General features: G+C 69.8%; 12 protein-coding genes and 1 pseudogene. All 13 read right to left on the bottom strand.

The features are described from left to right. Positions 1-761 (bottom strand): annotated as a pseudogene (locus CKO31_RS23335) (hypothetical protein); the annotation flags it as partial. Between the two features lie 54 nt (positions 762-815). After that, on the bottom strand, positions 816-1004 hold the full coding sequence (locus CKO31_RS23340; protein ID WP_200242318.1) for a hypothetical protein: 189 nt from the start codon (positions 1002-1004) through the stop codon (positions 816-818). Continuing rightward, on the bottom strand, positions 1004-1897 hold the full coding sequence (locus CKO31_RS23345) for a hypothetical protein (protein WP_200242320.1): 894 nt from the start codon (positions 1895-1897) through the stop codon (positions 1004-1006). The genes CKO31_RS23340 and CKO31_RS23345 overlap by 1 nt, the downstream gene beginning before the upstream one ends. 48 nt (positions 1898-1945) lie before the next feature. Further along, positions 1946-3112: an ATP-binding protein gene (locus CKO31_RS23350; RefSeq protein ID WP_200242321.1), complete on the bottom strand. Its 1167-nt coding sequence runs from the start codon at positions 3110-3112 to the stop codon at positions 1946-1948. A gap of 311 nt (positions 3113-3423) precedes the next feature. After that, positions 3424-3675, bottom strand: a complete 252-nt coding sequence (locus CKO31_RS23355) for a hypothetical protein (protein ID WP_200242323.1) — start codon at positions 3673-3675, stop codon at positions 3424-3426. An 86-nt stretch (positions 3676-3761) separates the two neighbouring features. After that, positions 3762-4385, bottom strand: coding sequence for a hypothetical protein (locus tag CKO31_RS23360; protein ID WP_200242325.1), 624 nt, complete (start codon positions 4383-4385; stop codon positions 3762-3764). After that, entirely contained in the window at positions 4375-4815 is a 441-nt protein-coding gene (locus CKO31_RS23365; RefSeq protein ID WP_200242327.1) for a hypothetical protein, read from the bottom strand. The genes CKO31_RS23360 and CKO31_RS23365 overlap by 11 nt, the downstream gene beginning before the upstream one ends. A 453-nt stretch (positions 4816-5268) precedes the next feature. Then, positions 5269-5451 (bottom strand): hypothetical protein, encoded by a 183-nt coding sequence (locus CKO31_RS23370; RefSeq protein ID WP_200242330.1) that lies wholly within the window; start codon positions 5449-5451, stop codon positions 5269-5271. A 705-nt stretch (positions 5452-6156) separates the two neighbouring features. Next, positions 6157-6831, bottom strand: a complete 675-nt coding sequence (locus CKO31_RS23375) for a DUF4417 domain-containing protein (RefSeq protein ID WP_200242332.1) — start codon at positions 6829-6831, stop codon at positions 6157-6159. Positions 6832-7850: 1019 nt separating this feature from the next. Then, positions 7851-8564, bottom strand: coding sequence for a tetratricopeptide repeat protein (locus CKO31_RS23380; protein WP_200242335.1), 714 nt, complete (start codon positions 8562-8564; stop codon positions 7851-7853). Beyond that, the gene (locus tag CKO31_RS23385; protein ID WP_200242337.1) at positions 8564-9610 is read right to left on the bottom strand and encodes a hypothetical protein; all 1047 of its coding nucleotides are present in this window, start codon (positions 9608-9610) and stop codon (positions 8564-8566) included. Before CKO31_RS23385 ends, CKO31_RS23380 begins: the two co-directional genes overlap by 1 nt. Before the next feature lie 614 nt (positions 9611-10224). Next, positions 10225-10899 carry a DUF4417 domain-containing protein gene (locus tag CKO31_RS23390; RefSeq protein WP_200242340.1) on the bottom strand — a complete coding sequence of 225 codons (675 nt, stop codon included), beginning with the start codon at positions 10897-10899 and terminating at the stop codon, positions 10225-10227. Positions 10900-11140: 241 nt separating this feature from the next. After that, the gene (locus CKO31_RS23395) at positions 11141-11830 is read right to left on the bottom strand and encodes a hypothetical protein (RefSeq protein WP_200242342.1); all 690 of its coding nucleotides are present in this window, start codon (positions 11828-11830) and stop codon (positions 11141-11143) included. Between the last annotated feature and the right edge of the window lie 1673 nt (positions 11831-13503).

Genomic DNA, 13503 nt, shown 5'->3' on the forward strand with positions numbered 1-13503 from the left:
GCCCGGCGCTCGGCTTCCGCCCGCTCGGCCTCGGCGCGGCGCTGCTCGGCGGCGGCGGCCTGCTCGGCTTCGCGCCTGGCCTGCGCGGCGGCCTGCTGGGCGATCTCGGCTTCGCGTGCCTCGCGCTCCCGGCGCTCGCGCTCGGCGCGCTCGGCTTCGGCCTTCGCTTCAGCAGCCTCGCGCTCGCGGAACTGGCTCAGGACCTGGTTCAGCCGATAGAGGGTGGCGTCCTTCACCTGCTCCGCCTCCGCGCGGAACTCCTCGAAGCTGTCATCGATCAGGACGGCGGCGACCCGCTCGATAGCAGCCTCGACCTCGGCGCTACCGACACTGGTCCCGTCCTGGAAGTGCGCCGCCTCCTGCTCGGCGCGGATGACCTGGATACGCTCGCGGATGGCGGCCTGGCGGTCGGCCTCGCGCTGCTCGTAGTCGGTGAGCGGTTGGCGTACTTCCGCCTTGAGGACGTCGAGACGGTCGCGGATGGTCCGGCGCTTAGCGTCCACTTGGCCGGCGCGGCGCTTGAGCTCGGCGACGTGGTCCTTGCCGAGCCCGTCCAGGAAGGTCTTGGAGCGGGCGACCTTGGCGGCGAGGGATGCGACGGCGCGGCGGCCCTTGTCGGTGCTCACGTCGGAGACCACGGAGCGGGCGGCGTCCTCCACCTCGGCGAGGACCTGCTCGACGGTCTCGGTGTCGCCGTCGAACAGATCGGCGGCGGTCAGGCTCTGGATGGTGGCGGGCAGGGTCTGCACTTGCTCGGCCATGGTCGGCTCCTGGATCTCGATCCTCGGGTCTCGGTTGCGGCGTGCGGCCGCGGGTCAGTCCATGCCGGCGGGCTGTGGCGTCGGCTCGCTGGGCTCGCCCGGCGCCGGGACAGCCGCGCAGTCGGCGGCGACCGCCGGGCGGCTCGCGCCCTGCTCCAGCAGCTCGGCGGCGGCGCGCAGCACCGCAGCGGCGGTGGCCCGCTCGGCGGCGGTGCGCGCGTCGGTGTCGATGTGCAAACGCATCAGGCGGCCTCGGCCTGGCGCTGCGCGATCTCCGCCTGGCGCTGGGCGCACCAAGGGACGACGGCGCAGTATTCGGCGCAGCGCACAGACTCGCCGTGGCGGGTCTCGACGTAGCCGCTGGGAACGGTTGCGGCGTGCTCGCGGGCGGCCTGCTCGGTGTCGTGTAGCCCTCCCGGCAGAGCGGACTTCCGGCCCGGCTTCTTAACGGCCCAGGTGGTCGGACGCGCCCAGCGCTCGGCGTCGGTGCAGGCCGGCAGCGGCTCGCCGGCGGCGGCGCAGCGCTCGGCTTCCTGGTGCAGGCGGACGCGCTCGATGAGGTACTGCTCGGTCTCTGCCAGGCTCCAGAGCGGACACGGCAGGACCTTGGCGCCTTTCGGCGGATAGTCGGGCTCGCGGCGGGACTTGGGCTTGCTCCAGTCACGGAGCATGGCGACGTTCTCGAGACGGCGGACGGGCGGATACCCGTTGCGGTGCAGCAGCCAGCGCAGCACATTGAGCTGCGCGATCCACTCCGGCTTGACACCATCAGCGACGGCCCAGACGGACGTGAGCTTGTAGTCCTGCAGGGTGCCGTCGGGCCACAAGATCAAGTTGTCGAACTGACCAGAGACGCGCCAACCCTCGACGGCCGCGAACAGCCGGCGCTCGGCGATGTCGTGCGTCTTCACCGCTGCGCGCTCCAGGATGGCGTGCACGATCTGGCCGTACAGTGCCCACAGGCGGTCGGCGGCATCCTCCTCGATGTCGTCGTCGTGGAGCCGCTCCAGGATGCGGATCTGCGGCGGACCGATGAGCCGCGTCACGCTGATATCGCAGTCGCCCGGGTTGTACGGGTCGCGCTTGACTGCCTCGACGATGGCTGCGGGCAGGTTGGCGTGATTGGTGATGTGCATGAGAATTCCTCCCGCCCGGCCGGAGCCGGGCTGTTGTTGGTGATCAGATCAGGCGCCCTGCCCCGCTGCGGCTCGACCGCTGCCGGTCTGGCTCGCTGCTGCGGCGGCGTCGTCGTACTCCGCCCAGAACTCGGCGCGCTCGTCCGGGTCGACTGGCGCCGTGTCATCGCCCTGCGCCGTTTCGGCGGCCTCGCGATCGGCGATATCGGAGAACTCCTCGAGCTTCTCGTCGAGGCGGTCGTACTGGCGCGGCTGCAAGTCCGGGAAGTGCTCCACACCGAAGGCACGCTTGCACCAGCCCTTCACGCGCTCGCGGTCCAACCGCAATTCATTGATGCGGGCCTCGAGGCGGCGGTGCTGGGCCTCGGTGATGGTCTGCGGCGGCTGCGATCCGTTGCCGCCGTTGGTGTGAGATGCCTCAGATCGCCGCACGGGCTGAGGCGCCCCGCTGGGGGCCGCTGCTGGGGCGACAGCGGCGCGGCTGTCGGGGCGTTGCGCCCCAGGGGGATCGGCGGGCGGGGGCTCGCCGTCGTTGAGCCAGGCGGCGAGCTCGGCGCCGAAGGTTTCGCCCGGCCGGTCGATAGTCACGTCCTGGAACTTGCCGGTGCGGTCTTTGATGACCTGGCCGACGTGGTCCGGGGAGAGCTCAAGCAGGAGATCGAACTCATACTCGATGCCCTTGCCTTGCTCGGGGGCGAGACCGATGCGCACGGGCTTGGACTTCGGGCCGCTGCCGTCGACCGACCATTCGGTCTTGCTGCGCATGGTGGCGATGACGTGCCCCGGAAACGCGAGGATCGCGTCCACCAGCGCGCGCTGTTTGGGCGTGCCCTCACTCCAGGCGCTCCAGGTGTTGCCCTTGTACTTGGCGCTCGCGAGCCGGTCGATCTCGGCGAGCAGTTCCTGCCAACCGTGGGAGAGGCTGTCGATCACCAGCACCGCATAGCCGGCGCGACCGGCGGCCGCGATGGCGGCCTGGTAACGCTCGATGTTCGGCTGGTGCAGGTCCAGGACGTCGAAGCCAAAGCGGTCGGCATACTTGGAGGCGCTGCCCCGCTCGGTGTCGATAACCGCGACGCGGCCGCCGAGTCCGGTGGCGATCCGCAGAGCGGTGAAGGTCTTGCCGGAGCCGCTCGGGCCGAACAGGGCCGCGCGCAGCTTGGCGGTGCTCTTGGTGGCGGGCTGGAAGGCGAAGGCTGGTGCTTGGTTGGTCATGGCTACCCCCAGTAGCGTTGCGTTACCGGCCGCCGCGAGCGCGGCGGGCGGATGGAAAGCTCACACCGGCGTCCCGCAGGCGCGGCGGGCGCGTGCGGCCGCCTGCGAGCAGCGACGCAAAAAGCGCCGCGGCTGGCCCCGGCCCGAGTACTGCGCAGCGATCTCGCAGAGCGGCCGCGTCAGTGCTGCCGCGTCGAAGACCCTGTGGCTCGGCAGCCGAGCCGTGTCCGTTGCGTGTGCCATACACCACCCCCAGTGACGATTGCGGTGCGCGATAACACTATTGGTATTATCTGCGCGCGTCCGAAAGCTCAGAAAGGCACGTCCGCATCGAAGGGTTGCGCCGGGGCCTGCCAGCCCCGGGGCCGGCGGCCGTCGAGCCAGGCGAGGAGGACGCGCAGGTGCTCGCAGGTGGCGGCGGCATCGTCGTCGGCCTGCGCGATCAGCCGTGCTTCTTCGACAAGGTCCTGTTCGTACTGATCTCTCAGGAGGCCGATGGCGTCATCGCCATCGCGGGGACAACGCAGCGTGGCGGGGTCGGTGCGGACGGCGGGATCGGGCATGGCGGCAGACCTCCAGGAGCCTGTTGGGTATCAGCGTTGGCATTTTCAGTGTAACACTATTAGTGTCTTTGTCAACACCAAAAGTATCACACGCGGAGTCGGCGCTGCGCCGGCGCCCAGCACCAGCCGCCCAGCTCCATCGCGAGGGACCCCGACCGGGGCGGCCGCCAGGACCCGGCACCGTCGAGTGGCGGCAGGTCCGCCGGCAGACAGCCGAGCGGCACCGCCACCACCTCGAGCCCCCGGGCGGCGATGGCACGGGCGAGCAGCAGCGACCCGCGCGAGCGCGGGCGCAGCCACACGACAGCCCCGGCTGTGCTGGCCCTGGCGACGACCCGGGTGCGGCGGGCGAGCCTGGCCGCGAGCGGCAGCGCAGGCCCCCCGCCCGCCCAAGGCTGCACCACAGCGCCGGCCGCCGCGGCGAGCTGGACAGCGCGCACCGCCGAGTGCCCGCAGGCACCGGGCGCGGCAGGGGCGACACCGGGCGTCGCGCGGACCGGCCCGAACGCCGTGCAGACTTGCAGCCGCTCAGCGTCGATGTCAGACGCCGCCGCCATGAACGCGGCATCAGCGCCGGTGGCGCAGCCGCAGACCACCTCGGCGCCGCGATCCAGGAGCAGACGTGCAGCCCGTGCAGCGAGCCTGGCCTCCGCAGGTCCAATCCGCCGCGGGCCACCAAAGGCCCAGACCGGCCGCCGCTCACCGACCATGCTCCACCTCCCACGGCCAGGGGAAGCACTCCCTGCGCAGGACGGCCAGTGCAGCAGGCGGTAGGCTGCCAACGCGGCGGGCACGGCGGAGACAGCGATCCTCACAGGCCGGCGGGCCCACAGCGTGCGCGCAATAAAGCCGCTCGGCGAGGAGCAGCAGGGCGAGGGCCGCGGCGATCACCGCCACAAGCCCCAGGTACTGAACGAGTGCGAGCAGCCAGGGCGGGAACGGCCAGCACAGCAGCCGCCCGAGTCGCGAGACGCGGCACCAACGGCGCCAGCGCGCGCGGGCGTGCAGCAGCCGCGGCAGGGCGAGCTGATACCACCAGGCGCGCTGGCGTCGACGCAGCGCGAGCAGCACCAGCGCCCAGGGGCGCAGCTCCCCGGTGTCGCGGCGCACCGCAACCGCCAGCAGCGCCCGGCGGATCACCGGCGGGCCCCTGGACGGGAGCCGGCACACCCCGGACCCGGCGGCGCCGGGCACATGAGCCGAGCCCAGTGCGCCGGCGAGTCCAGGGCGGAAGGTGCTCGGCCTCGCCCTGGTCGCCGCGCCGGTGGGCGACGGCCCCGGCAAGAAGTTTCCAAAGGGGCCAGACTGGATACAAGGACCCGTCCCGACCACGCTACATATTTGTGGACCATCACCCTGCCACCTCTGGTGCTCATCGAGAAATACCAATAGTGTCATTTTCGGGCACAGTAACGCGCCATTCGGCGCCGAACCGGGGCCCCTGTCGCCACCCCTAGTGCAAGAATAACACCATCAGTGGTTCTTGCAATGGGGACAGATATTATTATTCCCTAATATTCAGTTGCTTAGCGAGCGAGGATGGCTGGTGCGGAAGGTGGATCGGTGCGGATGATGCGACTTCAGGCCGCGTGGTCAGTTAACGAGATCCCGGGCTTTCGGCACGTGGTCGAACGCCTCCGCGATGGGCATGTCGGGGCGCAGATCGGCTATCAGCACCAGTAGTGACAGCGCTTGTTCGAGGTCTGCCCGCGCCAGGGCCCCCAGCAGATCATCGATGTCAGCATCCCGAATCGCGGAACGGTCTGGTGGATTCATACCGTCCTCCCTTGGGTGTTTTACCTAGACTGCGCGTTCAGTTTTACAGATTGTTACTGAAATTCAACACTCAATGTGTTGTGAGTGCCGAGCGGTGGGGCCTGGACTGGACCTGAGCGGAGGACCGGGCGGGCCTGACAGCTGGGATCGGCGCGCCCGCCAACAGCAGCCGCCGCGGCGCAGACTGGCCCCGCTGGTGCGCGAGCTCGCCGCTGGCACGGCGCCCGAGTCGGGTGGGACTCCCCCGCCGCCGCTGGCACGCACCCCATGCTCAGCAGCCTGCCGCGGCTATGAAATCCACACAGTGGGTCGCGCGCCCCGAGGACACGCCGGCGCTCGCAGATGGGCACGAGCTGGCAGGCATCGACAGCACCTGCCGACAGCGTGCGCGCGGCCCCGCATGTGGGAGCCGGTGCGCGCCCCCGAGTCACGCGCTGAGCGTGGAGAGTGTCGCGGACTTCGATGCACCGACTGCGCGTGCAGAGTGTCGCGCGCATCGCCCGGCTGGCCGCCCCCGAGTCACTCACCGCATGGGCAAATGGCTGCGAGCTTCGAGGCATCGACGAGCCTTGCAAAGTGCACGCGGCCAGAGGGCGAAGGCGAGCGGGAAGCCGGGGCTGGGATGCCCCGCTTAAGCCTCGACTACCCGAGGTGCCTCAGCCTGGCTGCAGCGGTGCTGCAACGACGAAGCCTGGAGCGGGTCGGCTATGCGATCTCCCGCAACCGCTCCCAGGCCGGGGCGACCTCGATCACGCGGCACCCGGCGGCGTCGCAGGCGTCGCGGTGGCGGCATTTCAGCCGCCCGTAGACGATCAGCGTCGCCGGTCGGCAGCGCTCGAGCATCGCTTGCAGGCCGGCGGCGAAGCGGCGCTCGACGTGGGGCCGGCGGCAATCGGCCGTTGAGATCGCGAGGATTGAGCGCTCGCGCAGCCCGTCAAAGCAGAACTCGAAGGACTGAGCATCCGACCAGTTCACGGTTGGGATGACTTTGATTCCCCGCTCCTGCCAGAACCGAGCCACCCACCGCGAGCGGTAGGTGTTCCAGATCTGGGCGGCTCGGGGCCACGAAGGATAGAGCGAGAAGTCCGGCGAACAGGCGGCGAAGTAGCCGCTCACGTGCCGCAGCCCGACCTCGGGCTGGTTCCACGTGGATTCGAAGCGGTAGTCATCGAGGAAGCAGTGACAGATGTCGCGGCGGAGGTCGAGGCGGTCCAGGCGCGAGCGGTACGGCAGGAGCCGGAAGTCATCGGGCAGGGCGCAGTCCTGCGTCTCCAGACGCGGGATGCCGTAAGACGACGCCGACGGAAACAGCAGCGAGCAGTGCAGCGCGTCGAAGCCGCCGGGCTTGGCGAGCCAGTTGGCCGAGCTGCGCGTGGTCACTGCTGGCCGCCGCCCCGCCCGGAGCCGCCAGAGCCGCCCTGCCCCGGGCTGTCGTTACCGCGGCCGCCGTCGATGCGCGCTTGCATGTCGCCCTCCCACTGAAGCTGTCTATTTCGACAGTCTAGCGCGTGTCCCCGCCGCGAGCAGCATGACGTTCGAGCTCGGCTCCTACGATGGGTCACCACCTGGGCTTGTGCGGTGTCGCGGGTGGCGCGCGCGGCCGGGCTGGCGCCGACCGCCGCCGGGAGCGGCGGACGGCTCGCCAGGGAGGGCAGACCCGAACCCTGCATCCGAACGACTCGCGCAGCGCACGACCACCGGCAGGGATGCCGGGCGGGACGAGGGGCCAGGGACTCGGCCCGCCCAGGGATGGCTCCCGCGCGGGCAGGGATGCCGGCGCGTCTTCGAGCAGGGATGCCTGCGCCGCCGGGAGCGGCGCGCGCGGCAGGCGTGCGGTGTGACACCAATCCTAGCCCGTTTCCTCCCCCGCCTCATAGAACGCGCCAACTCAGGCAATACAGACTTCCACACATACCGCAACCCACAAACACAGAATGCTGCGGCCAAAGAACCACGCAAACACAGAAGCACAGCTACTCAAAGGCGCCGACCACACAGCGCGCGGGCAGCAGTGCGGGTCAGTCGGGCACGGCAGAGCCCGGCGCGGCGCTTGCCCGCCAGGGATGCCGGGATGAAAGCGACGTGACGGGCGGGCATCAAGCGCGATGAGGAGCGTGGCACAGAACGCCAGAACCCCAGTCCATCCTTCGGTCCGGGTGACCAACTGGGTTGGGCGTAGCCCAGCTCTAGCAATATGCGCTGGCGTGCAGACGCACACGGAGCGAGAGGCGAAGCCACGTGTTTTGTTTGGCCGCTCCGATTCGGTTCTTGTGCAGGATCTGCCCGTGCGCCGCCGCCCAGGGTCGGGCGTTGCCTGGATGCTGGTCGGGCAGCGCTTCTTTCGTCGCTCCTCTTACGCGCCGCCGGCGAAACGGGGGACCAACCCCCGGAGGTACCGCTCAGGCATCGCGCAGCAGCCGCAGTAGGTTCGTCACACCGGCAAACAGCACGTCGTTGCCACCCTTCATAAGCAGACGCTTCTCCTGCGTCTCCGAGATCTTCTGGATCAGCGCAGGCACCTCGTGTTCGAGGATGTCGCTAAGCAGGTCCCGGTTCGCCTCGAACTTGGCGTTGATTTTCGCAGCATATCGGCGCTTGTACTCGGCACATTCGGCATCGTTGGCTGGCAGAAAGAACTCGTTCATTCGCAGCTCGCCAGGGGTGCTTGTCGAGCCATGCGCGCTCTGGGGCTCCCGGCCAGACCTATGCTGTTGTCGCTCACCCTGCTGGTTAGCGTCCTTCAAGCTAGTGCCGAGACTCGCAAGTTTCGCACGGGCCGGACCGTAATCAGGCTTGAGCAGGCAGGCGACCTGATAGGCATCGGCGGCGGCGTCGGACCTGCCCTGTTGCTCAAGACACAGGCCCAAGGAGAACGCAGCGCCGTAGTTTCGCGGGCTCTGGCCAAGGATGCCACGGAAGATCCGTTCGGCGTCGACGGCGTCGCCTTCCCTCAACCTCGCCATGCCCCAGAGATAGCGCGCTCGCGCGTCGTACGGATTGGCCTCGAGGTGGGGACGCAACAATGCTTGCGCCTTCGCCACCGCCCCGCGTCGAAGCAACTGGTCTGCCGCTACGACGGGATTCCCGTGCTCGTCCGCCATCGCTTTGGCCATTACTCATCCTCCTCTGCTTCATCTACATCCGCATCGCTAAGCGCTAACTCGTCGTCGGCGTTGTCTTCGTCCCAAGGTTCCCCGGCGGCGTCATCGTCAAACATGTCGTCGTCGAAGTAATTCGACTGCGGCAGGACGTCATCCTCCGTTGGTCCGAGGTCGGGGCAACTCATGCCCTCGCCCGCCGCGGGCTCGTCCCCTCGCGCAGGGGCCTCCCAGCCAGCGATGTCCTCCTCGGCCCAAGCGTCGGAACTCGCGTAGGAGGCAGGCGCTTCTCCGTCTGCTGGAGCCTGCGAAGGATCCGAATCCGGCACGCTCAGTTCAACCGACAGGTCGTCCGGCACGCCGGGAGCTTCGCCGTCGCTGTTTGGCCCCGCCGGCCGTGGCGTAGCCGGCGGCTCAGCGCCGGCGACTCCCTCTGGCGCTGACGGTTGATCCGGAACGCTCATGCCGGGCTCGGGTAGCCGCTCAGGTGCGATGTGATCGGGTTCTTCGATCGGTGCACCCGGCAGGGCATCCAGCATGTCGTCAAGCGCCTGGTTCATCGCGTCATCGGTGCGCACCAGGTCGGCACTCGCACGCAGCCGATCGCCGTGCGCTGCGTCGATATCGTCGTTTGCGTCAGCCATTGCGCCAATAGCGTCGTCCATATCGGCCAGGGAGTCGATAAGCCCCTCACGACTCTCTTGAGCCTCCTGATTGGCGTCGGCAAGGTTGACTCCATAACCGATCACCGCAGCGCCAAGCGCTCCGAACGTGGCGGGGTTTGGGGTTGCACAGGCAGCAGCCAGCGCGCTGCCCTGGGTCACCAAACCGGTGAACACCGTATCGCGTAGGTCATCGCCGGCCTCGAGCGCGTCGTCCCGCGCTTCGTCGTACTCGCCCTGCGCGGTATCGTAGTCCGATCGCGCGTCCTGAAATGCATCGTGAGCCGCATTCAGCGCCTCGGATGCTGCGTCATAGGCCGATTGTGCGTCGGCAGCGTCGCTTAGGGCTGCATCAAAGGCGTCGAGAGCTGTGTCGAAATCGTCGTTAGGCTCAGCCATTGCTAACCTCCCGAAGGCTGTACGGCATACGGGTCCCCAAATCGATGGGTGGGAAGACGCTGGTCCGGGCATCTATGAGTATAGGCCGGAAGCCAGATGAGCCTTTCCCGCACGGCGGCAACGCGACGCCGCACATGTACACGATTTGTAAGGCTGACGGCGCCGTTTTCCGCTCGACGCGCTCCCGCAACGTCAGGCACCGCGAGCTAGAGCGTGCAGCCGTTCCGAAGCTCGGACAGGCCGGTTGCGAGCCGCCAGCTATGCTCAGCAGCCTGCCGCGGCTATGAAATGCACACAGTGGGTCGCGCGCCCCGAGGACACGCCGGCGCTCGCAGACTGGCGCGGGCTGGCAGTCACCGACAGTACCTGCCGACAGCGTGCGCGCGGCCCCGCATGTGGGAGCCGGTGCGCGCCCCTGAGTCATGCGCCACGCTAGCAAACGCGCACGCACTTCCAGGACGCGACGAGACCGGCAGAATGCACGCGCGCATCGCCCGGTTGCCGCAGGCAGAGGGCGAAGGCGAGCCGAAAGCCCGGCCAGGGATGGCCGGTAGAGCGGGCGTGCACTCGCGGCGCCTGCGACGGAGAACGAACGCGCGGCCCGCTGCCAGGGGTCAGGCGATCTCGCGCAACCGCTCCCAGGCCGGCGCAAGCTCAAGGAGCCGACACCCACTCGCGACGATCAGGTCACGATGCGGCGGTCGGAGCCGCCCGTACACGACGAGCGTTGCCGGACGCAGTCGCGCCAGCGTCGCCTCCAGGCCCGCGACGAAGCGGCGCTCGACGTGCTTGCGGCGGCAGTCGGCGGTGGCGATGGCCAGCGTCTGCCGCTCGGCCAACCCGTCGAAGCAGAAGTCGAAGCTCTGCGCGTCGCTCCAGTTCACCGTCGGGATCACGCGCACCCCGCGTGACTGCCAGAACCGAGCCACCCACCGCGAGCGGTAGGTGTTCCAGATCTGGGCGGCTCGGGGCCACGAAGGATAGAGCGAGAAGTCCGGCGAACAGGCGGCGAAGTAGCCGCTCACGTGCCGCAGCCCGACCTCGGGCTGGTTCCACGTGGATTCGAAGCGGTAGTCATCGAGGAAGCAGTGACAGATGTCGCGGCGGAGGTCGAGGCGGTCCAGGCGCGAGCGGTACGGCAGGAGCCGGAAGTCATCGGGCAGGGCGCAGTCCTGCGTCTCCAGACGCGGGATGCCGTAAGACGACGCCGACGGAAACAGCAGCGAGCAGTGCAGCGCGTCGAAGCCGCCGGGCTTGGCGAGCCAGTTGGCCGAGCTGCGCGTGGTCACTGCTGGCCGCCGCCCCGCCCGGAGCCGCCAGAGCCGCCCTGCCCCGGGCTGTCGTTACCGCGGCCGCCGTCAAGGAGCCGGTTCATGGGGATGCCCTCCGGGAACTGTACGAAAAGACAGTCTAGCCGGTCAGGGAGTGTGCGTGCAGCCTGCACCTCGGCGGGCGCGGCCCGCTCGCGCGAAGGGCCACGCCTTGCCCGGCTGCGACGCGCCGGTCTGTGCGCCGCAGCCGGATTTCGGATCAGCCCTTGGAGTGGATTGGCCGCCGACTGAGCCGGCGCGCGCCGAGCCCCGCCAAGCCTAGGGCCATCAGGGCCGCCGTGCCAGGGAGCGGGGCGGTGGGGATCTGGCCGGGGCGAACCGCCCAACCGAAGAACTGGCCGCCCTTAAGACCGCTGGTCTGGTTGCCATTGAGGGCGTTGAAGAACCACGCGTCGGACGCCGAGGACTCCGTACCGGACCAGTACACGGAATCCCGCATATTCGCGAACACGGCCGTCAGAGCGGTGCTGTCGTTGATGACGTCGTTCGGGCTCAGCCCGCCCTCGACGTAGAAGAGATGCCCCAGCTCACTGTCATCGCAGTTGAATGCCGGTCCGCACGGGCCGGTGCCGTCGCTGTTCAGTGCCGACCACAGGCGCCAGTCGTTGGCACCGGCGTAGTTGGCCGCGTTCATGGCCGCGATCCAGGCCTGCGCCGTGTCCCAGGTCATATTGCCGATGGGGTTGATGCCGCTGACGCCGAATGTTTCGCTCGCCGCCAGGTTCGCATTCGCCGTCCAGGTCAGGCCGGGGCTGCTCGCGCCGACCGGGGTGTAGTCGTCGTCGAAGACCAGATCCACGCCGTCCGACGTGTAGGGCACCAACGCCGCCTGCGCCCCGCCGCCCGCCAGCAGCAGACCTACTGCCGCTATACCTCGCCATGTGTTCACTATCACGATCCCCCAAGGGTCGTCCTATGTGCTTGATGCCGATGACGCAGCACCGTTGGTTATGATATCAGCGCGGGTGAAAAAAGAACACGCGCGGAGTATAGAGAACACCCTGACTGGTCTGCACCGACAGAAATGCGCATCGCTCGAAGTCTTCGCCGGCTCGCGGATGCCGCGGCGCTGGCACGCGCGCTCAGGCCGGCGCTGCGCGCGCCTGGAGCGCGCGCCCGCTTGCCAGGGACAGCGCACCCGAACCCTGCATCCGAATCTTCCAATTGGAGGCCCCCGGAGGGCCGACCACCGACACCGGCAGGGATGCCGGGCGGGGCGAGGGGCCAGGGACTCGGCCCGCCCAGGGATGGCTCCCGCGCGGCCACGGATGCCGGCGCGTCTTCGGGCAGGGATGCCTGCGCCGCCGGGAGCGGCGCGCGCGGCAGGCGTGCGGTGTGTGCACGCTTGCTGCGCTGCCAGGGACGGCGGACCCGAACCCGGCGTCCACAGGCTCGCCCGCAGGCGGCACGGGCCGCCGCGGTGTTTGCGGCGGCTGGTGCTGCCGGAGGGCGCTCCGGCTCGGCTCGGCTCGGTCGCGAAGTCCACACAGGTCGCGGCGCTGCGGTGTGTGCAGGGCCGCGCTCCGGCCCCTGAGCCGCGCCGAGTGCGGGCCGGAGACGCTGCGCGCGAGCACGGCACGGGCGGAGCGACCGGAGCCGAAGCGAGCGCAGCCGCAGCGAGCGCAGCCGGAGCGTTCGGCCAGGCCGGAGCGGAGCGCACTGCACGGCGCGTGACACGGCGCGCGGTGTTGCGCAGTTGGCGCGCCCCGTGCCCGGCGGAGGTGGCGGCGACCGACCCCGTTCCAATCAGCCGCCGCGACCGGAGCCGGAGCGATGCACGGGGCGTGACAACTGCGCTGCGCGGCGTGGCGCGGGCCGTGCGGTGCGCGCAGCGCAGGACTGTGCCGAACGCGCAGGCGGAGTGAGCGCAGGCGCAGCGAGCGCAGGCGTAGGGCGCGCAGCCCGGGCCGCGCGCAGGGCGCAGGGTCGCAGGTCCGCCGAGGAGCGGCTTGCTGTACGCGCTGCGGCTGCCCGGCGCCCGTGCCCGGCGCCGGCGGCGGTCTATGCGGTGTGTGCGCAGTCCGCCGGCGCGTGCCGGGTGCGGGCGCCGCACGACGGGCGTGGCGGTCGCGCGCCCGCCGCCGGGAGCGGCGGGCCTCTTGCCAGGGATGGCGAACCCGAACTGCGCATCTGAACAAGTGGCGAAGCCCACCGATCGCGCCAGGGACGGCGCGCCGCGACTGCGCGCCGGGAGCGCGCCGGAGCGCCCGCGTCGCCACCACGACGGCGCTTGGTGGGGCACGACGGACTCTCGGCCCGGCACGGCCTGAAAAGCGTGCCGCCACGACCACGCCGGCGAGGGACGACGGGACTTCGGGCTGGCACGGCCTGATCTCCCCGGATTCTTCTGCCGCGGAAGAGCAGCAGCAGGAGGAGCAGCAGCCCGGCGGCGGGTTCCCGTCTCGACCAAGGGCAGCGGCAACCTGTCCAGGATGGGAGCCACGGCAGCGCCCGGCACGTCGAGCAGGAGCAGAGCAGCAGCAGGAGGCCGGAGGTCCAGCGCCAGAGCCGCACGACGCGCAGCAGCCGCGGCAGCGGCTGCCGCGCGCAGCGCGGCCTCGG

It is taken from the genome of Thiohalocapsa halophila (assembly GCF_016583825.1).
Classification (GTDB): Bacteria; Pseudomonadota; Gammaproteobacteria; order Chromatiales; family Chromatiaceae; genus Thiohalocapsa; species Thiohalocapsa halophila.

What these genes read in the sequence shown, in the direction of transcription:
- CKO31_RS23345 (WP_200242320.1), bottom strand. Translation starts at nt 1,897, where the DNA reads ATGCACATCACCAATCACGCCAACCTGCCCGCAGCCATCGTCGAGGCA.
- CKO31_RS23385 (WP_200242337.1), bottom strand. Translation starts at nt 9,610, where the DNA reads ATGGCTGAGCCTAACGACGATTTCGACACAGCTCTCGACGCCTTTGAT.
- CKO31_RS23340 (WP_200242318.1), bottom strand. Translation starts at nt 1,004, where the DNA reads ATGCGTTTGCACATCGACACCGACGCGCGCACCGCCGCCGAGCGGGCC.
- CKO31_RS23380 (WP_200242335.1), bottom strand. Translation starts at nt 8,564, where the DNA reads ATGGCCAAAGCGATGGCGGACGAGCACGGGAATCCCGTCGTAGCGGCA.
- CKO31_RS23370 (WP_200242330.1), bottom strand. Translation starts at nt 5,451, where the DNA reads ATGAATCCACCAGACCGTTCCGCGATTCGGGATGCTGACATCGATGAT.
- CKO31_RS23350 (WP_200242321.1), bottom strand. Translation starts at nt 3,112, where the DNA reads ATGACCAACCAAGCACCAGCCTTCGCCTTCCAGCCCGCCACCAAGAGC.
- CKO31_RS23360 (WP_200242325.1), bottom strand. Translation starts at nt 4,385, where the DNA reads ATGGTCGGTGAGCGGCGGCCGGTCTGGGCCTTTGGTGGCCCGCGGCGG.
- CKO31_RS23355 (WP_200242323.1), bottom strand. Translation starts at nt 3,675, where the DNA reads ATGCCCGATCCCGCCGTCCGCACCGACCCCGCCACGCTGCGTTGTCCC.